At 55.2% G+C, this 24,338-nt stretch carries 19 protein-coding genes and 2 pseudogenes; all 21 read left to right on the top strand.

Going from position 1 to position 24,338, the window contains the following annotated elements; genetic code table 11:
• Nucleotides 1-474: 474 nt before the first annotated feature.
• Complete coding sequence (locus LY622_RS03775; RefSeq protein WP_234289654.1) at nucleotides 475-1,416, top strand: DUF4351 domain-containing protein; 942 nt, start codon at nucleotides 475-477, stop codon at nucleotides 1,414-1,416.
• Nucleotides 1,417-1,478: 62 nt separating this feature from the next.
• The gene (locus LY622_RS03770; protein WP_234289653.1) at nucleotides 1,479-1,793 is read left to right on the top strand and encodes a hypothetical protein; all 315 of its coding nucleotides are present in this window, start codon (nucleotides 1,479-1,481) and stop codon (nucleotides 1,791-1,793) included.
• Nucleotides 1,794-1,918: 125 nt separating this feature from the next.
• Complete coding sequence (locus LY622_RS03765) at nucleotides 1,919-2,929, top strand: NAD-dependent epimerase (protein ID WP_369413719.1); 1,011 nt, start codon at nucleotides 1,919-1,921, stop codon at nucleotides 2,927-2,929.
• Nucleotides 2,930-3,277: 348 nt separating this feature from the next.
• Nucleotides 3,278-4,735 (top strand): MBL fold metallo-hydrolase RNA specificity domain-containing protein, encoded by a 1,458-nt coding sequence (locus LY622_RS03760; RefSeq protein ID WP_234289652.1) that lies wholly within the window; start codon nucleotides 3,278-3,280, stop codon nucleotides 4,733-4,735.
• Nucleotides 4,736-4,801: 66 nt separating this feature from the next.
• Nucleotides 4,802-4,948 (top strand): annotated as a pseudogene (locus tag LY622_RS03755) (Rpn family recombination-promoting nuclease/putative transposase); the annotation flags it as partial.
• A 19-nt stretch (nucleotides 4,949-4,967) separates the two neighbouring features.
• Nucleotides 4,968-5,162 carry a hypothetical protein gene (locus tag LY622_RS03750; protein WP_234289651.1) on the top strand — a complete coding sequence of 65 codons (195 nt, stop codon included), beginning with the start codon at nucleotides 4,968-4,970 and terminating at the stop codon, nucleotides 5,160-5,162.
• Between the two features lie 310 nt (nucleotides 5,163-5,472).
• Nucleotides 5,473-5,673: pseudogene (locus LY622_RS03745) on the top strand (SLC13 family permease); the annotation flags it as partial.
• Nucleotides 5,674-5,722: 49 nt separating this feature from the next.
• Nucleotides 5,723-6,526: a 3'(2'),5'-bisphosphate nucleotidase CysQ gene (cysQ, locus tag LY622_RS03740; protein WP_234289678.1), complete on the top strand. Its 804-nt coding sequence runs from the start codon at nucleotides 5,723-5,725 to the stop codon at nucleotides 6,524-6,526.
• Between the two features lie 322 nt (nucleotides 6,527-6,848).
• Nucleotides 6,849-8,171 carry a UDP-glucose dehydrogenase family protein gene (locus LY622_RS03735; protein ID WP_234289650.1) on the top strand — a complete coding sequence of 441 codons (1,323 nt, stop codon included), beginning with the start codon at nucleotides 6,849-6,851 and terminating at the stop codon, nucleotides 8,169-8,171.
• Nucleotides 8,172-8,277: 106 nt separating this feature from the next.
• Nucleotides 8,278-9,405 carry a non-hydrolyzing UDP-N-acetylglucosamine 2-epimerase gene (gene wecB / locus LY622_RS03730; RefSeq protein ID WP_369413726.1) on the top strand — a complete coding sequence of 376 codons (1,128 nt, stop codon included), beginning with the start codon at nucleotides 8,278-8,280 and terminating at the stop codon, nucleotides 9,403-9,405.
• Between the two features lie 74 nt (nucleotides 9,406-9,479).
• Nucleotides 9,480-10,772: a UDP-N-acetyl-D-mannosamine dehydrogenase gene (gene wecC, locus LY622_RS03725; RefSeq protein ID WP_234289648.1), complete on the top strand. Its 1,293-nt coding sequence runs from the start codon at nucleotides 9,480-9,482 to the stop codon at nucleotides 10,770-10,772.
• 499 nt (nucleotides 10,773-11,271) lie between these two features.
• Nucleotides 11,272-11,610, top strand: a complete 339-nt coding sequence (locus LY622_RS03720; protein WP_234289647.1) for a transposase — start codon at nucleotides 11,272-11,274, stop codon at nucleotides 11,608-11,610.
• Nucleotides 11,611-12,095: 485 nt separating this feature from the next.
• On the top strand, nucleotides 12,096-13,679 hold the full coding sequence (locus LY622_RS03715; protein WP_234289646.1) for a glycosyltransferase family 4 protein: 1,584 nt from the start codon (nucleotides 12,096-12,098) through the stop codon (nucleotides 13,677-13,679).
• Nucleotides 13,672-15,534: a class I SAM-dependent methyltransferase gene (locus LY622_RS03710; RefSeq protein WP_234289645.1), complete on the top strand. Its 1,863-nt coding sequence runs from the start codon at nucleotides 13,672-13,674 to the stop codon at nucleotides 15,532-15,534. Before LY622_RS03715 ends, LY622_RS03710 begins: the two co-directional genes overlap by 8 nt.
• 64 nt (nucleotides 15,535-15,598) lie before the next feature.
• Nucleotides 15,599-17,869, top strand: a complete 2,271-nt coding sequence (locus tag LY622_RS03705; protein ID WP_234289644.1) for an alginate lyase family protein — start codon at nucleotides 15,599-15,601, stop codon at nucleotides 17,867-17,869.
• Nucleotides 17,870-17,905: 36 nt separating this feature from the next.
• Nucleotides 17,906-19,702 carry a hypothetical protein gene (locus LY622_RS03700; RefSeq protein ID WP_234289643.1) on the top strand — a complete coding sequence of 599 codons (1,797 nt, stop codon included), beginning with the start codon at nucleotides 17,906-17,908 and terminating at the stop codon, nucleotides 19,700-19,702.
• Entirely contained in the window at nucleotides 19,699-20,589 is an 891-nt protein-coding gene (locus tag LY622_RS03695) for a glycosyltransferase family 2 protein (protein ID WP_234289642.1), read from the top strand. The genes LY622_RS03700 and LY622_RS03695 overlap by 4 nt, the downstream gene beginning before the upstream one ends.
• Nucleotides 20,586-21,014 (top strand): glycosyltransferase family protein, encoded by a 429-nt coding sequence (locus LY622_RS03690; RefSeq protein ID WP_234289641.1) that lies wholly within the window; start codon nucleotides 20,586-20,588, stop codon nucleotides 21,012-21,014. The genes LY622_RS03695 and LY622_RS03690 overlap by 4 nt, the downstream gene beginning before the upstream one ends.
• Entirely contained in the window at nucleotides 21,011-21,520 is a 510-nt protein-coding gene (locus LY622_RS03685) for a glycosyltransferase (RefSeq protein WP_234289640.1), read from the top strand. Before LY622_RS03690 ends, LY622_RS03685 begins: the two co-directional genes overlap by 4 nt.
• A 17-nt stretch (nucleotides 21,521-21,537) precedes the next feature.
• Nucleotides 21,538-22,920, top strand: a complete 1,383-nt coding sequence (locus tag LY622_RS03680; RefSeq protein WP_234289639.1) for an undecaprenyl-phosphate glucose phosphotransferase — start codon at nucleotides 21,538-21,540, stop codon at nucleotides 22,918-22,920.
• Nucleotides 22,921-22,992: 72 nt separating this feature from the next.
• The gene (locus LY622_RS03675) at nucleotides 22,993-24,258 is read left to right on the top strand and encodes an O-antigen ligase family protein (protein WP_234289638.1); all 1,266 of its coding nucleotides are present in this window, start codon (nucleotides 22,993-22,995) and stop codon (nucleotides 24,256-24,258) included.
• The last annotated feature ends 80 nt before the right edge of the window (nucleotides 24,259-24,338 follow it).

Below are 24,338 nucleotides of genomic sequence, written 5' to 3'. Positions count from 1 at the left end.
GTGAACGCCTTGCGACTACGAATGCTCGTTATTCGCCTCTCCAGTCCTTTCCCAGGTATCGAACCGTCAACAGGGCAAGGGAAATGTCCGGAACAATCCCCGGGCGGTAGCGTGCCTGGAAAGTGGGAAAGCACCCCGGCGTTCACCACCAAGGCATGACAAAACAACTGTTGGAGCGCTGGTTCCCATCGCGACTGGCGCCGCAGGCGCCTCGGCGGAGGCCACAACCGGGGCGATAACCGCAACGTTTCCAATACCGCCGGGAGTCCTTCGGCCTCCAGTCGTGAACTGAAGATACTCCTACAAATTTTTTCTCATATGGCGGGGTTGTGTTGGAGCGCTGGTCCCCATCGCGACTGGCGCCGCAGGCGCCTTGGCGGAGGCCCCAGGGCAGGCGATATCCGCAACGTTTCCTATACCGCTGCCGCAAGTGAAGATACTTCCCGAAACCTCCAGGATGAGGATGCGGACTCCATGAGCGATCCACTCCCTCGGCAGGATCACGACAGTCCATGGAAGGAGGCCCTGGAGTGGCGCTTCCCCGAGTTCATGGCCCTGTTGTTTCCCGGCATCTACCCCGAAATCGACTGGTCGAAGGGGCATAGCTTTCTCGACAAGGAACTCCAGCAGATCACCGCGGACGCCGATAATGGCCGTCGCTACGCCGACAAGCTGGCCAAGGTCTACACCTACGACGGTCTTGAGACCTGGGTGTTGATCCACGTTGAGGTGCAGGGTGAACCCGAGGCCGATTTTGCTGCCAGAATGTATACTTACCACTATCGGCTGCTGGATCGTTACGGTGTCGATGTGGTTAGCCTGGCGGTGCTGGCCGACGCCAGCCCAGGCTTCCGACCGCAGCGCTTCCAGCGTGGCCGCTGGGGCTGCGAAGTAGACTTCCGCTTCCCGGTCGCCAAGCTGCTGGATCTCGATGCCAGATGGGCTGAACTGGAAGCCAGTGACAATGTCTTTGCGCTGGTGGTGATGGCCCAGCTGAAGGCCAAGCAGCTTGATGACGGACACGAACTCAAGCGCTGGAAGGCACACCTCACGCGATTGATGTACCAGCGTGGCTACGCCAAGCAGCAGATCATCGAGCTATTCCGGCTGATCGACTGGATGATGCGGCTGCCGGATGCTCTGGAACGTGAGTTCCTCGACGAACACTATGCCTTTGAGGAGGCTCAGCACATGCCCTATGTCACCAGTGCCGAACGCTTCGGGATCGAGAAGGGTCGCCAGGAAGGTCGTCAGGAAGGTGAGTTGTTACTGCTCACCAGGCAGATCACGCTGAAGTTCGGCGAGCTGCCCGCCTGGGCGCGAGAAAGGCTTGAGCGTGCCACCACCGACCAGTTGGAAGCATGGGCAGAGCGCATCCTGAGTGCCGATAGCCTGGAAGCGCTGCTGAAAGAGTGATCGATTCGGCAGCCACCAAGGCATGACAAAACAGCTGTTGGGTCTTGTAAAAGCAGACTGCTATGAGCATCCGCGAGTCCGACTGGAAAGTTTTCAAGCGGCTTCGGGCGGTGGCGCTGGAACGGTTTTCGCAGCGCGCTCTGGATGAGTGCCAGAAGATCTGTTCAAAACGGGATGCTACGGCTCATGAGCGCTACGGCGAGCTGTATGGGTTAATCCATGAGCGTAATCGCGAGATGGCGCTTGCCTTTGATCATTTCAGCCGTTCTAGCGCGCTTTCGTGCCTTCGGCTAATCCGGATGCATCACCTGTTAACGGAGGCTGAGGTGGCCGAGTTCAGCGAGGAAACGCAGAGCGCGACCAATGTCGCCAGGTAATGGAAACCCAACAATGCGCTCCAAGGCATGCTCCGCATCGCGACTGGCGCCGTAGGCGCCCTGGCGGAGGCCGCAGCCATGGCGAAAACCGCAACGTTGGCAACACACAAGGGTAGGGGCATCGCGTGAAATTGCTGATCACCGGCATGGCCGGTTTTATTGGACATGCCGTGGCGAAGCGCCTCAGTGGGCAGGGCCACGAGATCGTCGGTATCGATAATCTTAACGAGTACTACGATGTCTCGCTCAAGCAGGCGCGGCTCGACGACCTGGCTTCCAACTGTGACGACGTTCGCTTCATCAAGTTGGACCTGGGTGACCGTGTCGGCATGGCCGCGCTGTTTCGCGACCAGCGCTTCGACCGGGTGATCCACCTGGCCGCCCAGGCCGGCGTGCGCTACTCGCTGGAGAATCCCCACGTCTACGCCGACTCCAACCTGATCGGCCACCTCAACGTGCTCGAGGGCTGTCGCCAGCAGAAGGTGAAGCACCTGGTCTACGCCTCGTCCAGTTCGGTCTACGGCATGAACGGCAAGACCCCGTTCGACACCGCCGACAACGTCGACCACCCCGTCAGCCTCTACGCGGCCACCAAGAAGGCCAACGAGCTGATGAGCCACACCTACGCACACCTGTACGACGTGCCGACCACCGGGCTGCGCTTCTTCACGGTATACGGCCCCTGGGGCCGGCCCGACATGGCCATCTTCAAGTTCGTCAAGGCGATGTTCGAAGGCAAGCCGATCCAGGTCTACAACCACGGCGACATGTCGCGGGACTTCACCTACATCGACGACATCGTCGAAGGCATCGTGCGTGTCCTCGACGTAATACCCCAGGCCGACGCCGACCGCCCCGGAGCCGTGGCCACCCCGGACAAGAGCGCCGCTCCTTTTTCGCTCTACAACATCGGCTACGGCGCACCGCTATCGCTGATGGCCTTCATCCGCGCCCTGGAAACCGCCACCGGCCGCGAAGCCATCTGCGAATACCTGCCCATGCAGCCCGGCGACGTCCCCCGCACCTGGGCCGACACCGAAGCCCTGCTGCAAGCCACCGGCTACCGCCCCCAGGTCCAGGTGGAAGAGGGCGTCAAACGCTTCGTCGAATGGTATCGCGGGTTTTATAACGTCTAGTTGTTGTTGTAGGAGCGCTGGTCCCCATCGCGACTGGCGCCGGCAGGCGCCCGGCGGAGGCCACAACGCTGGCGATAGCCGCAACGTTTCCAACACCGCCGGGGAGTCCTTCGGCCTCCAGTCGTGATCTGAAGATACTCCGACAGTGCAGTATTTGCCGACCTTGTTGGAGCGCTGGTTCCCATCGCGACTGGCGCCGATAGGCGCCCGGCAGCCACCACCAAGGCATGACAAAACAGCTGTTGGAGCGCTGCTCCGCATCGTGACTGGCGCCGATAGGCGCCTCGGCGGAGGCCACCGCCATCGCAATAACCACGCCGCTCCCATAACACCGCACCACAGATTCTCATGGACGATTACCCCCAGATCCTTCACCACGGCGGCGCGGCTGGCGTCACCGGCAGCTGCCACCGGCTGCAACTCGCCGCGGACCGCGCGCTGCTGATCGATTGCGGCCTGTTCCAGGGCCAGGACGCCGATCACCTCGACAGCCTCGAACAGCACACCGTGCGCTTCCCGGTGGAGGACGTGCTGGCCCTGGTGGTCACCCACGTGCACATCGACCACATCGGCCGGCTGCCGTACCTGCTGGCGGCAGGCTACAAGGGGCCGATTCTCTGCTCGGTACCGTCGGCACGGCTACTGCCCTTGGTCATAGAGGACGCACTCAAGATCGGCTTTACCCGCGACCGCGCCCTGATCGAGCGCTTCCTGGAAGAGGTGCAAGGCCGCCTGGTCGCCATCGACTACAAGACCTGGCACACCGTCATCCACGACGAGCGCCACCGCATCAAGGTCAGGCTCAAGCGTGCCGGGCATATCCTCGGCTCCGCCTACGTGGAAGTGGATACCCAGGACAAGGCTAGCGGGAAAAGCCAGCGCACCGTCTTCTCCGGCGACCTGGGCGCACCCCATGCACCGCTGCTGCCCGCGCCCAAGCCGCCGTACCGGGCCGAGGTGCTGGTACTGGAATCGACCTACGGCGATCGCCTGCACGAAGACAGGCGCCACCGCCGCGACCGGCTCAAGGCCGCCATCGACAGGGCACTGGAGAACGGCGGCACCGTGGTGTTCCCCGCCTTCAGCGTTGGCCGCACCCAGGAATTGCTCTACGAACTGGAAGGGCTGATACACAACGCACGAAGCGACCGCTGGCGCGAGCTCGAAATCATCGTCGACTCGCCCCTGGCAGCCCGTTTCACTGAGGTGTACCGCGAACTCAAGCCCTGGTGGGACGCCGAAGCACACAACCGCCTGCGCAGCGGCCGTCACCCGCTCAGCTTCGAGAACCTCTACACCGTGGACGACCACGCCGCCCACGAGCGCACCGTCGATTACCTGGCCGAGAGCCACCGCCCCGCAGTGGTCATCGCCGCCAGCGGCATGGTCAGCGGCGGCAGGGTGGTGAACTACCTCAAGCGTATGCTGGGCGACGAGCGCCACTGCGTACTGTTCACCGGTTATCAGGCCCACGGCACCCCCGGCCGCGACATCCAGCGCCATGGCCCCAACGGCGGCTGGGTGGAGCTGGATGGCCAGCGCATCGACATCCGTGCCCGGGTAGAAACCGTAAGCGGCTACTCGGCCCACGCCGACCAACACGACCTGCTCAACTTCGTGCGCCGCATGCGCCACCCGCCGAAGGAAGTGCGCCTGGTACACGGCGACCCCCGCGCCCAGGCCGCACTCAAGGCCAAGCTGCTGGAATGGGCCGAAGGGGCAGGGCACGAGTTGAAGGTGACGCTGGGCTGCAATTACGTTGCCGAGAAAACAGAGAACGAAGGCGCGGTTCCGAGCCTGACATGACGCTCCAAGCTGGGCTTTAGTGCAACGCTAGCGGTTCTACAACCAAGGACGGAAGGTCACGAATACATGGCTGGCCACGACAATAGCTACAAACTGCTGTTTTCCCACCAGCGAATGGTAAGAGACCTGCTTACCGGCTTCGTACACGAAAAGTGGGTTGAAGAGCTGGACCTCGATTCGCTGGAGAAGGCGAGTGGCTCCTACGTAACCGATGAGCTGCGAGGTATACACCATGCTGCAAGAACGAACCGGCCAATGGCCGCAGCGCTGGAAACAGGAAGGCCGCGAGGAAGGCCGCGAAGAAGCCCTTCGCAGCACGGCCCGCAAGCTGATCCAGACCACCGACCTGAGCGACCGGGCTATTGCTGACGCTACTGGGTTGCCCTTGGGCGAAGTTGAAGCCATGCGCGACGAGGCCCAGCACTGAGCTGACCAAACCCATGCGCTTTAAATCTACCCAACGTCTGACCATCCCGCGGGCTCAGCGTGCGCATCATGCGTGCCATGCAAGGGCGCAAGGTCGACGTACTCTTGAGTGCTCCGAATCTCAGTGAGCAAGCGATACACAGGCTGGCGCGTGAGCAAGGGGTTCGCCTGACGCCGAGCGAAGATGCCTGATCCAGAATTGATCCTGTTGGCACTGGCTAAAGCTGCCGCCCTCCAAGCTGCTGCTGCCGCTCAGTTACGCGGCCATCATCGGTGGCACCTGCACGCTCATTGGTACCAGCACCCCCAGTGTCAGTTTCATGCCTTTTGTCATCGCTATCATGTTTGCCGCCTCCGCCAGTTTCATGACGCCGCTGGGCTATCAGACCAACCTCATGGTACTGGGGCCAGGCGGTTATCGTTCTACGGATTACCTGCGGCTCGGCGCGCCTCTCAGTCTTATCGTCGGGGCTACCGCGGTGGGGTTGATACCGTTGGTGTGGGGGTTTTGACCCAAGCTATTGATAAGGATTTTCTGTGACTGCATTCGTAACAAACGAGATGCGCGCCCGCCTGGTCGAGGGCGTGCACGCTGCCGGGAGCGAGGTCCTGGCAATCTACCAGCGTGACTTCACGGTGGAAACCAAGGACGACGCGAGCCCGCTCACCGAGGCGGACATGGTCTCCCACCATGCGCTGGTGGCACTGCTGGAAAAGTGGGCGCCGGGCGTGCCGGTGCTCTCCGAGGAGTCCGGTGAAATACCTTACGCCACGCGCCAGGCCTGGAGCAGTTATTGGCTGGTCGATCCGCTGGACGGCACCAAGGAATTCGTCAACAAGAACGGAGAGTTCACGCTCAATGTGGCCTTGGTGGAGGAGGGCGTGCCGGTATTCGGCATCGTTCATGCGCCGGTGCTGCAAACCACCTGGGTAGGGCAGGTCGGTGGCGAAGCCTTCAAGATCGCCCAGGGCATCTACGCCAATATCCAGGTGCGTGATCTGCCCGATCCTGAGGCCGAGCCCTGGAAGGTGGTGGGCAGCCGTCGTCACGGCGCCGAGACCTTCGAGGCCTTCTGCGCCGAACTGCCGCATCACGAGCGCGTTTCCATGGGCAGCTCGATCAAGCTCTGCCTCGTCGCCGAGGGCGCCGCCGACCTCTACCCGCGTCTTGCCCCTACCTGCGAATGGGACACCGCCGCCGCCCAGGCCGTGGTCAGCGCCGCCGGTGGCGAGGTGCTCGATGCCAACACCCTCGAACCGCTGCGCTGCAACCAGCAGGACAGCGTGCTCAACCCCTGGTTTATCGTCTGCGGCCAGCGTGACGAGCGGTGGGAAAGCGCGCTGAGCGCGAGCCGTAAGCTTTAAGCTGTAAGAAAACCATCCGTGCTGGTGTTGGGGTTGCTTACAGCTTACGGCTTACAGTACAGGCCATGCGCAACCAGCCTTACACGCTTGGAAATTAACCAGCATCATCCAATCACCTCTATACTTACCTTTCTTTACCAACCGCCGCATAGAGCCCAAGTGCGGCCATCGCGTAGAATACCGGCCTGACCGAAAGGGCAGGCACTCCGCCACCGGCAGAGGCGATGGTCACGCAGGGCATGGGAATGCGCCCGGTTCAATCCCCAGGCGGTAGCGTGCCTGGGGCACACCATCAACTCGCATACTCGCAAGCAGGGATGACATGAACGTTACGGTTTTCGGTACGGGATACGTAGGGCTGGTGCAAGGCGCCATTCTGGCGGACGTGGGGCACCACGTGATCTGCGTGGATGTCGACGCCGACAAGGTCGAACGCCTGAAGCAGGGCGACATCCCCATCTTCGAACCCGGCCTGGAGCCGCTGGTGAAGGAGAACCACGCCGCCGGCCGGCTGGAATTCACCACCGATGCCGCCGCCGGCGTCAAGCACGGCCAGGTGCAGTTCATCGCCGTGGGCACCCCGCCCGATGAAGACGGCAGCGCCGATCTCAAGTACGTGCTGGCCGTGGCCGCCACCATTGCCGAGCACATGGAGCGCGACCAGATCATCATCGACAAGTCCACCGTGCCGGTAGGCACCGCCGACAAGGTGCGCGAGAAGGTCGATTCGGTGCTGGAAGCCCGCGGCCGCAAGGAGCTGCGCTTCGACGTGGTCTCCAACCCCGAGTTTCTCAAGGAAGGCAGCGCCGTTGCCGACTGCCAGAAGCCCGACCGCATCATTATCGGTACGGCCAGCAAGCAGACCGAAGACGTGATGCGCGAGCTCTACGCCCCCTTCAACCGCAGCCGTGACCGGGTCATCGTCATGGACGTGCGCAGCGCCGAGCTGACCAAGTACGCCGCCAACTGCATGCTGGCCACCAAGATCAGCTTCATGAACGAAATGGCCAACCTGGCCGAGCGCCTGGGCGCCGATATCGAAATGGTACGCCAGGGCATCGGCTCCGACCCCCGCATCGGCTACCACTTCATCTACCCCGGCGTGGGCTATGGCGGCTCCTGCTTCCCCAAGGACGTGCAGGCGCTGATCCGCACTGCCGGCGACATCGACTTCGACGCCAAGGTGCTCAAGGCGGTGGAAGCCCGCAACATGGACCAGAAGACCACCCTGTTCCAGAAGATCAGCAAGCACTTCAATAACGATTTGAAGGGCAAGACCTTCGCTATCTGGGGCCTGGCCTTCAAGCCCAACACCGACGACATGCGCGAAGCCCCCAGCCGCGTGCTGATGGAAGCGCTGTGGGAAGCCGGCGCCAAGGTGCAGGCCTTTGATCCCGAAGCCATGGAAGAGACCCAGCGCATCTACGGCAGCCGCGACGACCTCTCCCTGTGCGGCACCAAGGAAGCCGCACTGCGCGGCGCCGATGCCCTGGTGATCGTCACCGAATGGCAGGTGTTCCGCGCCCCGGACTTCGACCTGATCCAGGAACAGCTGGCCGAACCGGTGATCTTCGATGGGCGGAATATGTTTGAGCCCAGGCGGATGAAGATCAAGGGCTTTACCTACTACTCGGTTGGGCGCTGAAGCAAGCGCCCCTAACCACGTAATCTGATGAAATCCGTTACCGTCGAGTGACGCGGCCGCGTCATTGCAGAATCCACCTCTCACCGAAACTGAAGTCCCCATGCCTATCAAGACTCTTTGCGTGTTTGGCACGCGTCCTGAAGCCATCAAGATGGCTCCTCTGGCTTTGGCTCTCGCTGCTGATGAGCGCTTCGACGCCAAGGTGTGTGTGACCGGCCAGCACCGCGAAATGCTCGATCAGGTACTAGACCTGTTCGAGCTGAAGCCCGACCATGACCTGAATATCATGAAACCGGGGCAGGATCTCACCGATGTGACCACGGCTATCCTGCAGGGTATGAAAACGGTACTGGAAGAGGTGAAGCCAGATATCGTCTTGGTGCATGGGGATACTTCAACGACCTTTTCCACCACATTGGCTGCCTACTACCAACAGATTCCCGTTGGCCATGTGGAGGCGGGGCTACGTACCGGCAATATCTACTCGCCTTGGCCGGAAGAAGCCAACCGCAAGCTCACCGGTGCCTTGGCCGAACAGCACTTCGCTCCTACGGAGCGCTCCCGGCAAAACCTGCTGGAAGAGGGCGTGCCCCCCACAAAGGTGCATGTCACCGGTAATACCGTGATCGATGCGCTGCTCGACGTGGTGCGCAAGCTGGATACCAGCCCTGTATTCCAACAGCAATTTGCCGAGCAGTTCGACTTCCTGGATGCCAGCCGCAAGCTGATCCTGGTGACAGGCCACCGTCGCGAGAGTTTCGGTGGCGGTTTCGAGCGAATTTGTCAGGCCCTGCACGATATTGCCGCTCAACATCCCGAGGTACAAATCGTTTATCCGATGCACCTCAATCCCAATGTGCGCGAGCCGGTCAACCGCCTGCTTTCTGACATCGGCAATGTCCACCTGATCGAGCCGCTGGATTACCTGCCGTTCGTTTATCTAATGAATCGCTCGCACTTGATCCTGACCGATTCCGGTGGTGTACAGGAAGAAGCTCCGTCACTTGGCAAACCGGTGCTGGTGATGCGTGATACTACCGAGCGGCCCGAAGCCGTCGATGCCGGTACTGTCAAGCTGGTGGGCACCGATGTGGAACGCATTGTTGGCGAGGTGCACAGCCTGCTGACCGACAACGCTGCTTACGAAATGATGAGCTATGCCCATAACCCCTATGGCGATGGCAAGGCGTGCCAGCGAATCCTCGAGAGCTTGGCCACCACCCCCGTTAAATAACGCCTATCAGCGCGTACACACAGCCGTCCTGCAGCTCTATTTTGTGAGCTTTATTTTCTACATCGGATGCAACCATGGATTTCGACACCATCTCCGTTATCGGCCTCGGCTACATCGGCCTGCCGACCGCCGCCGTCATCGCTTCCCGTCGCAAGAAAGTCATCGGCGTGGATATCAACCAGCATGCGGTTGATACCATCAACCAAGGCGATATCCATATCGTCGAGCCCGAGTTGGATATCGTGGTGCACGCGGCGGTCAAGGAGGGCTACTTGCGGGCGACTACCAAGCCCGAGCCGGCTGATGCCTTCCTGATCGCGGTGCCAACACCCTTCAAGGCTGAGAATGGCAACGACCATGTGCCGGACCTCACCTATATCAAGGCGGCAAGCCAAACGATCGCGGCGGTGTTGAAGAAGGGTGACCTGGTGATCCTGGAATCCACTTCGCCAGTAGGGGCTACCGAGCAGATGGCAGCCTGGTTGGCAGAAGCCCGGCCGGACCTCACCTTCCCGCAAACTCATGGTGAAGAATCCGATATACGCATTGCCCACTGCCCGGAGCGGGTACTCCCAGGCCATGTGGTACGCGAGCTGGTTGAGAACGACCGTGTGATCGGTGGCATGACGGCTAAGTGTTCAAAAGCAGCAACGACTCTCTATAAGATCTTTGTGCAAGGGGAGTGCATTACCACCACTGTGCGCACCGCCGAGATGGCAAAACTCACTGAGAACAGCTTCCGCGATGTAAATATCGCCTTTGCGAATGAGCTTTCGATCATCTGCGACAAGCTCGATATCAACGTATGGGAACTCATTCGGCTAGCGAACCGTCACCCACGGGTCAATATTCTGCAGCCAGGACCTGGGGTGGGTGGCCACTGCATCGCTGTCGATCCATGGTTTATAGTGAGTGAAACACCCGAAGAGGCGCGCTTGATTCGTACTGCACGTGAAGTGAATGACGGTAAACCAGAGTGGGTAGTGGAAAAGGTACAGCAAGCTGTAGGGGAGTATCTCACAGCCAATCCGGACAAAACTGCTAAGGACGTTACCATTGCTTGCTTCGGGCTGGCCTTCAAACCGGACATCGACGATCTTCGGGAAAGTCCGGCACTGAGAATCGCAGAAGAAATTGTAGCTCGACACCCGGGAGGAGTCTTGCTAGTAGAGCCAAATATCGAACACTTATCTAGTGGAAGGTTGGCAGGCGCCAATCTGATTAATCAGCAGGTTGCACTTGAAAAGGCAGATGTGGTAGTGATGCTGGTCGATCATAAATCATTTAAGAACATGCCAAGTGATAATGTAGACTCTCGTTTTCTAGTTGATAGCAGAGGAATTTGGGAAGATCGGCTCAGGAAGTAAGTCTAAGTATTGGCTAAAATTTATATTTTATATGATGTATTTTTATATAAATTTTGTCAAATGGGAAAGAAGTGGGTGCGTTATTCCACGTGAGGTTATCGTAATCCATTGGTACCACCAAGGCGTGATAATCTAGCTCTTCGTCACTGGGTGTGGAACCCCCTGAACTGGGCCAGGATATGACCCCATCTAGACCGGAGGCATGGCATGGACGACACTCAGATTCTGATTCTTGGCCTTGTAGCACCCTGGGTTCTCATGGACCAGTACTTGGGTACCTCTGTGTGGGCTCACCACCTGGACCTCCATGTCGAGGCCGAGCGAGAGGCATCTACCCCTCTCCTGAGTGCGGCAATGCCTGCCCGGCAGTGACTTAACCCTGCTATTCGAGCAGGCCGCCATGTCATAGGTCAAGGAGATGCTGGTGCTGGCCGTCTCCTGCCAGCTGTAGATTTCCGACAAGTTGTTGTGGTGAATCGTGTACTACTAAATGGGACGGATGCTGGGTCAACTGGACCTATCCGAGGCCGTTGGCCTGGATGAGACCGTCTCACGACGCGGACATCGCTATGTCACGGTGTCCCTCGCCATACAGCGTCAGCAGGAGCCGGTGACCTTAGTGCTTGGCTATGGCAAGGCCGTGATTCAGTTGTTAAGCGCCTTCCTGACCGCGAATGGCCGCCACCCGGTCCTCTATACCGAGGTGGTCTGTAACATGTCCCAGGATTTCCTCAGTGGGGTGGGCAAGCACCTGCCCAACGCTGTGGTCACAGTCGGTTGGTTCCACACCGTGCAGACCTTTACCAAGGCACTGCGCTGCGCTGAAAAGCCAGGATAACCACAACCTGACGGCGAAGCAGCTGGACGTACACTAGGAATTGATGGCCGATCGGGGAGCCACCGCCGATACCCGGGTGATAAAGAAAAGCTGCGGTTGGTCCAAAACGCTCTGACACCGCGGGCAGCAGTTCGTTGGCGTATCATGAACTACCTCAACGTGATGCGTGGTGCAGTTGGTCGACAACACGCTCTTGAAACTGATGGCGAAAGCCTTAAGCACGCTGGAACGACATGTGGAACAGGTAGTGAGGCGCTCTCTCCAGCCTGACTAACGCGCGCTGGAGGGCATAAACGGCCACTTCTAGGCTGCTAGGTCACGCGCACGCGGCGGCTGCCGGAGCGAGGCCAACTTCATCCCGATTATCTATCAGATCGGACCCCCCGTGGGTCGCCTGGCTAAATCCACATGAAACGTCGAAGGGTCTAAATTTTTAGTTCTTATATGAATTAATATCTTCGTTTCTAATTAAAAGGCAGTATGAGATGGATGAGAATGAACTGAGTGAAGAAAATAAAAAGCTTAAGAACGAACTCAAAAAAATCAAAAGTAGCCATGCTTTTAAATATTCAAAAATCGTGCGAGAAAATATAATACATAAAAAAAAGCCTTTAAGTTTCATCAAAAGTAGCATCAGATATTATTTTGATTATAAAAATTCGCAAAAATATTCTGACGATAGGCTAATAGACAAATACAAGAAAAAAGGGACTGAAGAACTGTTGGGTTATGCGAATAAAAGATCTGCCTCGGTACATTATAAACAATTTCAACTGCTTAGAAACATTGAAGTTAAAGAAATACATACAGGCGATGTGTTTAAAGGGAAAGTGTTTTACATATTGCATAACTCTTTGCCTTATTCAACTGGTGGTTATGCAACACGTTCGCATGGTATAGCAACTGCCATGAAAGAAAATGGTTTGGAAGTTGTGTGTGTAAGCAGGCCTGGGTTTCCATATGACATGGGAGTTTTGGAAGATATACCAAGTGATGAATATATCGATGGGATACAATATAAAAGGATAAAAGGCCCGGAGAGAAAAGGAATAAGTACCTGCGAATACATGCAGAAGTGCATAGATAGCTTTTATAATCTATTTGAATTGGAAAAGCCTTCTTGTGTTTGGGCCGCTTCTTTTTATATAACAGCTCTGCCTGCCTTTATCGCTGCTAAAAAACTAGGTATACCATGTGTTTATGAAGTAAGAGGTTTGGCAGAAATAACTAAGGTGTCTAGAGATTCTACTTTTTATCAAACTGAAGAGTATAATACCAAGTATATTCTAGAGGCGGAGACAGTTAACTTTTCAGATTATACGTTGGCGATAACTGAAGCAGTCAAGGATGAGCTAGTTTCGCGTGGGTGCCCACCTAAAAAAATTGGAGTGCTACCTAACTCATGCGACCCTACTAGATTTCAAACTCAAGTAGACAGCAGTCAGGCAAAAGAAAAACTTGGCATCCCAGAAGAAGTACCTGTCATAGGGTATATAGGTACTTTTGTTGACTATGAAGGTCTTGAACGTTTAGCTGAAGCTTGCGGTTCATTAAAAAGCAGCGGAATTTCGTTTAGATTGTTATTGGTGGGTAGCGAAAATACTACTGGTAAGGTAAAGGGAAGAATAACGGAAGAAATACTGTCAATAGCTAACCGTTATGGGTATGAGGACTGGCTCCTCATGCCAGGAAGAGTCAGCTATGAAGATGTTAAACTATACTATAGTGTTATAGATATTGCACCGTTTCCCCGCAAGCCTTGGCCGGTCTGCGAGTTGGTCTCACCTATGAAGCCACTTGAGGCAATGGCTATGGGTAAAGCTATTATAGTTTCTGACGTAAAAGCATTAAAGGAACTAGTGGAGGATGGCGTTACTGGGCTTCATTATGGAAAAGGAAATATTGAAGATCTCTTTTTTGCATTAAAAAAGTTAGTTAATGATGCAGAAATGCGGCATGAGCTTGGGGCTAGAGCACAGAAGTGGGCCATAGGTGAACGTAATTGGAAGAGTACCGTTAGCTTTTCAGTAGAGGAGATTAAAAGCCATTTAGGAGATGTTGATGCATAGTATTATAATAAGTATTGATGAAAAAACGGGTGATGTTAAAATAGATACCGTTGGCCTTAGTAAAAGCAAAATAATAATTCAGCACGAAGGAAAGATTGTAAAGCATAAGCTTGAGATGTCTCGTATTCTTCAAAAATTCATGGGAGTTGGCTTTTATGAGGTTAAAATAAAGCCACCCGGTTTTTTCCGTCATTATATTGATAGTTTTGTATTTTATGTATTTAAAAGCTTTGGTTGTTACCGGGCAACTAAAGCAATGTCAAAAGATGTGTTTGATTATTGTACATCAGTGCATGGATTTCTTAAGCCTGAGGAAGGCATTGTATTATATGATGAGGCTCTGAGTTTGCCTAGGCAATCGACGGTTGTCGAGATAGGTGCTTATTGTGGAAGGAGTAGTTGTTTTCTGGCGGCTGCACTTAGGGAAAATGGTGGAAAGTTATATAGTATTGATACGTTTGAAAATGACAGCATGTCAGAAGGAAAAAGAAGCACATATGAAGAATTCAAAAATAACACAAAGCCTTTCGATGACATAATTGTTCCTGTGCGCTCCAGTTCAGTTAATGCGCTGGGGTTTATACAAGAGCAAATTGATATGCTTTTTATTGATGGTGATCACTCCTTAAGGGGATGTGCGGAGGATTTAGGTAATTATTACAGAAAAATTAAAAAAGAGGGGGTTGTTTGTTTTCATGATTGTGTTAATTCTTCTGAATACAAAAGAGTAAAGACAGTAGTCAGTTATTTTGCAAATTGTGGGCTATTGACTCCTCTGTATATGAGTAAAAGTGTTGCAGTTGCCACTACTTCGAAAAGTATCAATGTTGGCATACGAACCGGGGAAGGGTCTGTGAATGGTGCATTGCAATTGCACAACTATTTATACTCAAGCGAAAGTTTCAATTCATTTCTTTGTGATTACGTTAGTGACTTAACAGTTGTAGATAGCTTGCTTACTCTTATACCTAAAAAGCTTGAGAAAACCACACTCCTTGAAGGATGGTCATATTTAAGCAAATCATATTCTAAGATTGATGCGCATTATTTAAGAGTTGCTGCGTTTAAAGCGAGCGATATAATCCTAGCTCATAATGTTGTTAATACTAAAAGTTGCTTTAATTTTAGAGAAAAAACAGTTTTATATGCCCTGCAAGGGGCCTACAATAAAATCAAAGAAGACCCAGAGTTACATGACTCGCTTTCAAAAAATCCATATCTTGCCATATTGACTAATAGTAAAACACTTCATGGCTGCTTTGGGGAGTTGGGTTTGAGTTCTAGTTGTTTTTACCGACCTTCAGTTACCTTCACGTATCCAGATAGGCCACTTGAATTGCCTGATGATAAAAATGTGGCATTATATTTTGCAATTTCTCATCCTCCTATGTTCCAATATGCGCCACTTGTTAAAAAGCTAGTTAGTAGATTAAGTATGATTAATTTTTATATAGTTAACAAGGGTGACGACTTGACTAAGCAGGAAGTAAATTCTTGGGGGCTGAGTAATGTTAAATACCTTGGTATGGTGGACATAAAAGAGCTTTGCAGAAATGTAAAGGGAGTTGTTAGAATATCAGATCCTTTGGATTTGGGTAGGTCTACCTTCGACTTCATAAGTTATGGGCGGTTCTATGCCTCCCTAAAGACTTGCGAAGACTTCGGTTATACGAGCGAAAGCATCGAAGGGTTGGCTGATGTTATTTATAATGCAGTTGAAGGCTTTGGCAATGAGGATGCCATACTTCTCCATGCCCAGGCTAAAAATTTTTCTTTTGATGAGCGAAAAAGTGAATTTAATGAATTATTATTATCGTTATATAAGAGCGATATTGGCACTGTGTGCGTTGAATAGAATGGCTGAGGTGGAGCCTGGCTTCTGATGAGGGGCGAGAGGTTTGTTATATTTTTAGGATTTTTTGTTTCTTAATGATGTTATAAAAGGTGTTGATGTGCTTTCCCTTTTGCCTTTTTTCTCTAGTTTAAAAAAATGTCTTGCTAAAAAGTGGGAGTCTAACCGAATTAGGTCGCGCACAACTCGTCCAAGCGATCGTGGTTTGGCGCCTCGTTTTAATGAGAGAAAAATAATTGAATATATAGGTGCGTTAGAAAGCGGAGGAGATGATCAATTTTTATTGTACCGTGTTATTGGAAATGACTTGTTTCCTAGACATAAAAAAGGACAGTCGCGAAGCAATCTGGAGTTTATCTTAAGACATGAGTCGAAATTAGATGATTGCGAAAAGCGGTTTGTTGTCAATCGTATCGTTGATCCTGATGAAGAAAATAAAATAATTGACATGCTGGAATCTGTCAATGCAAAGTATATTCATATACCGTTTGATCTCGATGCATATCAGTCCTTACCTTTAGATGTCGAGGGAGTGCCAGTCGAATATTTGCCGACTGGTAAACGCTTTTCTCGCTTGAGTGCTGCGCAACAGAGCCGGATATGGATGCGGTTGTGTCGTCATAAGAATAATTATGTGATGAATAACAATGGGGCTAGGAATGCAGCGCTCCGAGATGGGAAAAAACAGGCTAAATGGGTGCTTCCATGGGATGGTAACTGCTTTCTCACGGTTGAGGGGTGGGAAGAAATTGTGGCGGCGATAAAAGACAAATCAGAGTCCCCCTATTTTGTCGTGCCGATGGCACGTATCGCCAGTAATGAGAGCTTGCTACAGTCAGGTTATCGGCCCAAGGCCGACGAAGAACCGCAAATGATTTTCAGGTGTGATAGTGCCGAGGAATTCGATGAGGCGTGTTACTACGGCCGCCGCCCTAAAGTGGAGCTTTTCTGGCGGCTCGGAATACCTGGCAAATGGGATCGCTGGCATATCGAGCCATGGGATCTTCCATGCCCTGACTACTCACAAGATGCTGGTGCCTTTGCCAAGGCAGGTTGGGTGGCGCGGCTTTTCTCGGGGCAGGCCCATCTTGAAAAAGGAAGCAGTGGTCTCGTTGATCGTGGCCTGGCTCGCAACGAAGCTATTGCTGCCTTGCTCAATAAGCTGGATGGGGAAGGGTTCCTTTCCGGGTATGATGCAAAACGCCTTTGCTATGTGCCTGTTGTGGCATCAGGTGGCACTATCAGCGAGACGTTAAGGCACACCTTGTTAAGCACGGCAAAGGAAGCGTTGTCCCGTGGGCCCTATTCTGTCGTCGACAAGAAAACGCTCCCTCCCAGCCATAACCCGCACGACTATTGGCACCCAGCGCCCTACTTCTGGCCCAATCCCATTCCTATTCCAAGGCTTCCTTACATACGCAGGGATGGCAAGCGCGTCCCAGGTACGCGACTGTACGAGCCGATGAGCGAGAACTACGACCGTACGCGGCTGCAGCGGCTATTCGATGACACCTTCGTTCTAACTTTGGCTGGGAGCGTGAGCCAGGATGAGCGATACGACGCTCATGCGGCAAGCCTCGTTCGTACCTGGTTCCTGAATTCTGACACAGCGATGGCACCTCATCTCGATTATGCTCAGGTGCGTAAAGGCTGGAACAAGAATCGAGGAAGCAGTTCCGGCATCATCGAGGCGAAGGATTTTTACTACTTCCTTGATGCCGTTAGGTTGCTGGAACAGCGCGGTAAGCTGGCACAGAGTGAATCGAGTGCGTTCCGGGAATGGTTGGCGAAGTATCTGCATTGGCTGCGCACCAGCCCGCAGGGAGTGAAGGAGCGCGCATCGCAGAACAACCATGGTACCTACTACGATCTTCAGGTTGGCGCCATTGCCGCGTTTCTTGGTGAAGATACGCTTCTGCGCCATACGCTGAGAGACAGTCGTTTCCGCATCGTGCAGCAATTTGCTGCCGACGGTAGCCAACCCGAGGAGCTGAAGCGTACGACTACCGCTCACTATTGTTGCTTCAATCTGCAGGGGTGGATCCACTTGGCGCAGCTGGCTGACTCATGCGGGGAGGACCTGTGGAGTTTCGAGGGGCCGCAGGGGCAGAGCCTGTGCAGGGCAATGGAATGGTTGCTACCGCACATAGATAAGGAGTGGCCCTTTCAGCAGATAGACAAGTTCGATTCCGAGCGTTTCTATCCCATCTATTTCGCTTATCATTCCCACTATGGAACGATGAGTGGATTGCAGAATTCGAAAATTCCCGGTCCGGAGGATGTGAAGCCGTTGTTCTTTCCTCATGATGGTATTCGTCCCTTTTGGCAGTTGAGTTAAATGGTGAAAAATAATGATAGTTGGGCGTGATACCTGATGTGGTTTTATCGTGTTGCGTTGCACCACCTATATTGGTCGGCAGCGGTGCTCAAGAAGTTTTTCAAGCTTGTTCCGCTGCCCACGATGATAGTTGTCGTATTGACCTTGGTGAGCCAATTTTCCCGAATGCTGGCTTTTTTCTTGCCGTTGAAGGTTATTATCTTGATCGGCTCGACAGGTATTCCCCGGTATTTCCCCGATTCCTGGGCTGCCTTCGACCGGGATGTTCTGGTGGTTACGCTAAGCCTTGCTACCGTATTCTTCTATGCCGTATCGCTCTTGTCAGAAAAACTGTTGAGCTATACAGCAGAGAAAGGTGCGGCTGGTGTGGTGCAGGGTACCAATAAATTGGTCCTTTTTACGAATCAGGACGAAGTCGCGAGCCAAGCTTATCAGAAATTAGCTGCTGGCTTGGCTACCGGGGTATTGACGATAGTTATTGCCTTACTCTTTGCCTTTATTTACCCGACCTTTCTATTCGCTGCGCTGATCTATGTTCTTTCCGCTTCGGCCTTCGTGTCGCTGATGGGCCGCAATGCCGAATCTCGCAATGAGCTTCAGCTGAAGGCCGCTACCCTGAGTGGGCTGCTTTCGGGTATCGGCTTCATGTTTCTTTTCGCCTTCATGGTAGTGGATTTCTTGCTATGGGAAGGCGTTGGTTTCATAGTGGCAATTATCAGCTTGTTGCTCTCGCGGCAGCTTTTGACCCGACTCGACGGCGTGATCAAGGACGCGATCTGGCTCAGTGGTAAGCGTCTTCAGGTCAATGCCATATTTTTTACCGGTCATCGCCTGGAAAAAATGCCGGAGCATTCTCGTAACAAAAAGTTCTGGAATTTTCTTTCGTTGAGTGAGGGCTCTGAGTCGCTGTTGCCGGTACTTTCTCAAATCAAAGGAGAGGAGCTGGGGGAGGATGCGCAGATTGCATGCCGTTGGACGCAAAGTGGTTTGGTGGATGTGCTGGCTTTCGAAGTGGAGCTAAAAGAGCCCGAAGGCGTGATTGAGCGATATCTTCTTAAAGTGTTCGGTAAGCGACAGCGTAAGGCTGCGATGAGCGAAGCCGATATCTTGTCATCTGCTACAGGCCATTTGCTGCCTGTGCCGGAGCTCGTATACATCGGACAGATAGAGGGTTTCGATGTGCACCTTTTCCGCTTGCCCGAATGGTGCGCTCCAGGCAGGTGTGCGGCAACGAAAGTGCAGATAGAGTGGCTGGCGAAATATTGGCAGGTCGAACCCGATAGAACTCTGGCAAACCGGTATCAGCGATCACACCCGCTGCTACAACACCGTTTGGGCGTGAAAATGCTCGAACGATTGGCTGCCGTTGCAGGCGATAGTGATGATAAGACTTCTATAGCGCAAACCAAGGATCGCTTCGAGGATATCCTGGAGGAGTTGAACCTGCTTCCCTTGGCGTTAATAAATCCCGGTGTGCCAAAGGATCTGAGTTTTGTATCGGAAACGGGGGAGCTGCTTCAGACTCACGTGGGGAACTGGTCGCTGGAGCCTATTGGGGTGGGGTTGCCGTGCGCTGATGCATGGTTGCCGAACCTAAAGGATATGTTGGAGGAGGCTGGGGAAAAGCGGGACTCCTTGCTGAGTATTCCCCCGGAGCGTGCTCATCTTTGTGCTTGCTGCAGTGCTTTTGAACAACACTTTAATAAGCAGCGATATGCCGATGCCATATCGCTGCTACCTGTCATCCTGGGGTGTCTGTTGGAAATTGATACGGCTCGTGACGGAGAGAGCGAGCGCTTGGCATATCCTGCTGCGGGTGAGGGTGGCTCATGAGCGCGGATGTGCAACCGCCAGTGGCCTCCATCATCGTGCCTACCTATCGAGATTGGCATGCCTTGCGTTCTTGCCTTGAAGCTCTGGGTGAACAGTCCATGCCGACGCAAGAGTTCGAAGTTCTCATTGTCGAGAATGCTGGCGACAGCCAGCCGCACGATTTGACCCTGCCCGGCAATGCCCGGCTAATCCATGAACCCTCGCCTGGCTCCTATGCAGCGCGCAATCGTGGTGTTGCTGAGGCCCGAGGTGACGTGCTCGCGTTTATCGATGCGGATTGCTTGCCTGCGCCTGGCTGGCTACAAGCCGGGATTGAGTGCTTGCAAGCCAATCCTGATGCGGCCCTGGTGGCCGGCAATATCGAGCTGACCTACGGCGCTCAGCGCTTGACGCCAGCGGAGTGCTTCGAGAAAGCCTTTGCGTTTCGTCAGCGGCAGAACGTCGCCAATGGTGTGGCCGTAACGGCGAACCTGTTTGTTCGGCGTAAGGTATTTGATGTGGTGGGGCCGTTCAATGCGCAGCTGATGTCGGGCGGGGATTTCGAGTGGACTCGGCGCGCCACTTCTCGCGGCCACCGGCTGGTGTTCAGTGAAGCTGCTGTGGTGCGCCACCCGGCACGCTCCTCTATCGCCGCGCTTGCCAGTAAGGCCCGTCGGGTAACATCCGGCAGCCAGGCACTGTATCAGGAGCGCGGCATGTTCGGTGGTATGCGGCGTGTGGTGGGCAACCTGTTCGGCGATGTCGCCTCGCTTTTTCCCCGGCGGGATATGTCCTGGCGTGAGCGTGCTTGGGCCGTGGTGGTGCTCGCCTATCTCAAGGTAGTAAAAGTGGCACAGCGATTTCGGCTGGTTACGACCAGGCATGACAGGGCAGAGCTGCCGCGATGAAAGTGCTGTTTGCGGCCTCCTTCGGTGGGCATTGGGCTCAGTTGAAGCGGTTAACCGAGCTGCTTGCCTGCGATGAGCGTGAGTTTGTTTCCACGGCCAGGGAGCAGCACCAATCGGCGGATTACTATCTGGACGATTTCAGCGTTCGCGAGCTGTGGCGAGGGGTGCGCCAATTGCCCCGTGCCCTGAGTATCGTCCGTAAGAGCCGCCCTGACCTGATCATCAGTACCGGCGCTGCGCCCGGTTTACTGGTACTCTTCGCCGGCTTCCTGCTGGGCAAAAAGACCCTGTGGGTGGACAGCATCGCCAACAGCCGTCGGTTGTCGCTCTCGGGGCGTGTGGCCAAGCTGTTTGCCAGCCAGGTGCTCACCCAGTGGCCGGAACTGGCCACTGGGCGCGTGCGCTACCTGGGGAGGCTGCTATGAGGGTGTTGTTTGCCGCGGGTACTCAGTTTTCCTTTCCGCGGTTGGACGAGGCGGTGCTGAGCGTGGCCCGCGAGCGGCCAGCGTGGAAGCTGGTCTACCAGGCCGGGCCAGGGGCGTCGCTCCAGCGCTTCGCGTCGTTGCCCAACCTGCAGGCGCAGGCGTTGTTCAACGCGGGTGAGTTCAGCTCAATATTCGATAATGCTGATTTGGTGGTGACGCACGCCGGAATGGGCAATATCATGGCGTGCCTGGAGCAGGGCAAGCCGTTTCTGATGTTGCCGAGGCTTGCGCGGCTGGGGGAGCATCGCAATGACCATCAGGTGGATACCGCCGAGGCCATCTCGCGCATCTATGGCGTGCCGTTTTTTCCAGACGTCGAACCGCTGGTCGAGGCCGTGCTTGATGGGCAAGCAGCCCTGGCATTGCCTGCTGCGCCGGCCCAACGCATTCGCGATGAGCGGCGGGCCTTTGGCAAGCAACTGAATGCACTGATTCAGCAACTGTAAGGATCGTCGTAGAACTGATGAGTAAAAGCACCTCCGGTTTTGCCGACCGATACCCTGCCCAGTTGATCGTTCCTGTCGTTGATTTCATCGCCGTCGTGGGCGGTGGCCTGCTGGCCTATTGGCTGCGTTTCGGCAGCTTTGCCTTGCATGAACGGTATTGGCTAGCCATTGCCATCATGTGCTTGCTGGTTATTCTGCTCAATACCGTTCAAGGCGGCTACGAGCGTTGGCGTATTAGCCGCATCTCGTCACTGCTTGGCAAACTTTGTCTGGTCTGGCTGACGGTGGCGATCATAGCCGCGTCGCTGATCTTTTTTGCCCATGCTGCCGAGCGGTTCTCACGGCTTTGGATCGGCTTCACCTTGGTTATCTCCTTTTTGGGCTCCGGCGGCAGCCGTGTGCTGGCACAGGTACTGCTACGTAGCGCTCGGCGGCGCGGGTGGTCGCAGCGTCCTGTCTTCTTGGTAGGGCCTGGCGAGCAGATCCTTCGCGTGGCCGAAGGTATGCGCAACTCGCCCGCCGAAGGGTATGCGCTGGCAGGTATCGAGCGCATCTCGGAGCCTCCCGAAGCGGGTTGTCTGGAACGGTTGGCGCGCCGCGTAGAGGAGTCGGGGGCGCGGGAGGTGTGGATCTGCGTGCCGCTCGAGATGGGAGGGGTGGTGCGTACGATCTTCTATGCGCTGCGCAACCATACCGCGGAGGTTCGCTTCGTTCCTGACTTCAAGGATATGCAGTTGCTCAACCACCGCATGAGCGAAGTGGCAGGGCAGTTGTCCATTGATCTCAGCGTGACCCCCATTGATGGGGTGGCGCGCATCGTCAAGCGCCTTGAGGATCTGGTTCTCGGCTCGTTGTTTTCGTTACTGGCATTGCCGGTCTGCTTGATCATTGCGGTTGCCATCAAGGCCACGTCACCTGGGCCGGTGCTGTTCAAGCAGTACCGTACTGGTGCCAACGGCAAATTGTTCAAGGTGTACAAGTTCCGCTCCATGGCGGTACACCAGGAAGCGGGGGGATGTGTTACCCAGGCCAGGAAGGGCGACCCACGGATAACTCGGCTGGGGGCCTTCCTGCGCTGCACCTCACTTGATGAGCTGCCGCAATTCTATAATGTGCTGCAAGGGCGCATGTCGATCGTGGGGCCTCGGCCGCATGCGTTGGCCCACAACGAGCATTACAAGGACCTGGTGGAATCCTACATGAAGCGTCACAAAGTCAAGCCCGGGATCACCGGCTGGGCCCAGGTCAACGGCCTTCGAGGTGAAACGGATACCGTGGACAAGATGGAGCGCCGCGTTCAGTGCGACCTCTGGTACATCGACAACTGGTCGTTGTGGCTGGACCTGCGGATCATCGGCCTGACGATAGTCAAGGGGTTCATCAATCCTAACGCCTACTGATGCTTAGGAAACGGGGTGGTATAATCGGCCGGCTTTAATGCCGGCCTTTTTAATTCTGGAGCTCCATTTTTGATGTTTTTTGTTGATTATCAGCGTGTTGGGGCTCCCGTTCTTATGCGGCACTACACCAGCCTGGCGGTATTCCTGCTGGGTGCCATCGCCCTGGTCGTGTCGAGCGGGTATTCGTTGGGCGCTGTGATGCTGCTGCTTGGCAGCGTTATCTTGCTGGTCAAGCGCCCAGGCCTGAATCTGGATCGCAGTGACTGGCTGGTCATTGCCGCCCTGGTTGCCTATGCCAGTGTCGGCATGGCGGAGGCCTGGTGGGATGGGCAGGGCTCGCGTGGTATCGACAAGCCCCTTCGCTTTGTACTCGCTATACCGGCCATGCTGCTGATCATGGCCTATCCGCCCCGTCTTGCCTGGATGTGGAGCGGGATTGCCACGGGTGCTGTTGGCGCGGGGATTTGGGCCGGCTGGCAGAAGCTGGTGGAGGAGGCCTGGCGCGCCGAGGGTCACACCCATGTGATTCAGTTTGGCAACCTGAGCATGCTGCTGGGGGTCTTGTGCCTCGCCGGGCTTGGCTGGGCCGTCGTGCAGCCACGGCGCAACCTGTGGTTCGCGTTACTGCTGCTGGGCGCCTTGGGGGGAATCCTCGGTTCGCTTTTTTCGGGTAGCCGCGGTGGCTGGATCGGTTTTCCGATTGTGCTGTTGGTGCTCTATCGCGGCTATGGAAGGCAGTTGCCGGGCAGGATCAAGGTGGCGGTTCTCGCCGTGGTGGTGGTGGGCGCCAGCTCGGTTTACGCATTACCACAAACCGGCGTTCAATCTCGGGTGCATGAGGCGTTCAGTGACGTCGAGCGCTATATCAGCGGTGAGAGCCGTACGAGCTCCGTGGGTGCCCGTTTCGAGATGTGGAAGGGGGCTTACCACCTGATCCTCGAGAAGCCGGTCACCGGTTGGGGTCATCTTGGTTATCGTGAGGGTATGGATCTGTTGGCGGAAGAGGGCGTGATTCACCCGAGGGTCACGATATTCGGTCACGCCCACAATGAGTTCATCGATGCCTTTGCCAAGCGCGGTGTCATCGGCCTGGCTGTGCTGCTGGCCTTGTACCTGGTCCCGATGAGGTTCTTTGCACGCCAGATGGCGGCGAGGAACCTTGAATTGCGATCTCTTGCGGTGGCCGGTGTGCTGCTGCCGGTGGCCTATATCGACTTCGGTCTGTCGCAGGTTTTCCTGGCCCACAATAGCGGGGTGATGATGTTCGCCTTCTGGTTGGCGGTATTGTGGGGGAGCTTCCAGGCGCGCATCAAAGCGGGCGAAGGGCAGTCAGGGTAGTTGAAAGAACGATAAGCAATAGCGTTTTACCATTCGGCCTTCCAGGCGGATATTGCCATTCGTGACGGCGGCTTTGAGCT

Origin of the sequence: Halomonas alkalisoli (assembly GCF_021412585.1) — a bacterium.
GTDB classification, from domain to species: Bacteria; Pseudomonadota; Gammaproteobacteria; order Pseudomonadales; family Halomonadaceae; genus Halomonas; species Halomonas alkalisoli.
The sequence above is the reverse complement of the archived record's forward strand: the minus strand, read 5'-3'. Positions and strand labels throughout refer to the sequence as shown.

What these genes read in the sequence shown, in the direction of transcription:
- LY622_RS03760 (WP_234289652.1), top strand. Translation starts at nt 3,278, where the DNA reads ATGGACGATTACCCCCAGATCCTTCACCACGGCGGCGCGGCTGGCGTC.
- LY622_RS03710 (WP_234289645.1), top strand. Translation starts at nt 13,672, where the DNA reads ATGCATAGTATTATAATAAGTATTGATGAAAAAACGGGTGATGTTAAA.
- LY622_RS03715 (WP_234289646.1), top strand. Translation starts at nt 12,096, where the DNA reads ATGGATGAGAATGAACTGAGTGAAGAAAATAAAAAGCTTAAGAACGAA.
- LY622_RS03750 (WP_234289651.1), top strand. Translation starts at nt 4,968, where the DNA reads ATGCTGCAAGAACGAACCGGCCAATGGCCGCAGCGCTGGAAACAGGAA.
- wecC (WP_234289648.1), top strand. Translation starts at nt 9,480, where the DNA reads ATGGATTTCGACACCATCTCCGTTATCGGCCTCGGCTACATCGGCCTG.
- cysQ (WP_234289678.1), top strand. Translation starts at nt 5,723, where the DNA reads ATGCGCGCCCGCCTGGTCGAGGGCGTGCACGCTGCCGGGAGCGAGGTC.
- LY622_RS03770 (WP_234289653.1), top strand. Translation starts at nt 1,479, where the DNA reads ATGAGCATCCGCGAGTCCGACTGGAAAGTTTTCAAGCGGCTTCGGGCG.
- LY622_RS03690 (WP_234289641.1), top strand. Translation starts at nt 20,586, where the DNA reads ATGAAAGTGCTGTTTGCGGCCTCCTTCGGTGGGCATTGGGCTCAGTTG.
- LY622_RS03680 (WP_234289639.1), top strand. Translation starts at nt 21,538, where the DNA reads ATGAGTAAAAGCACCTCCGGTTTTGCCGACCGATACCCTGCCCAGTTG.
- LY622_RS03700 (WP_234289643.1), top strand. Translation starts at nt 17,906, where the DNA reads ATGTGGTTTTATCGTGTTGCGTTGCACCACCTATATTGGTCGGCAGCG.
- LY622_RS03775 (WP_234289654.1), top strand. Translation starts at nt 475, where the DNA reads ATGAGCGATCCACTCCCTCGGCAGGATCACGACAGTCCATGGAAGGAG.
- LY622_RS03685 (WP_234289640.1), top strand. Translation starts at nt 21,011, where the DNA reads ATGAGGGTGTTGTTTGCCGCGGGTACTCAGTTTTCCTTTCCGCGGTTG.
- LY622_RS03720 (WP_234289647.1), top strand. Translation starts at nt 11,272, where the DNA reads ATGCTGGGTCAACTGGACCTATCCGAGGCCGTTGGCCTGGATGAGACC.
- LY622_RS03695 (WP_234289642.1), top strand. Translation starts at nt 19,699, where the DNA reads ATGAGCGCGGATGTGCAACCGCCAGTGGCCTCCATCATCGTGCCTACC.
- LY622_RS03675 (WP_234289638.1), top strand. Translation starts at nt 22,993, where the DNA reads ATGTTTTTTGTTGATTATCAGCGTGTTGGGGCTCCCGTTCTTATGCGG.
- LY622_RS03735 (WP_234289650.1), top strand. Translation starts at nt 6,849, where the DNA reads ATGAACGTTACGGTTTTCGGTACGGGATACGTAGGGCTGGTGCAAGGC.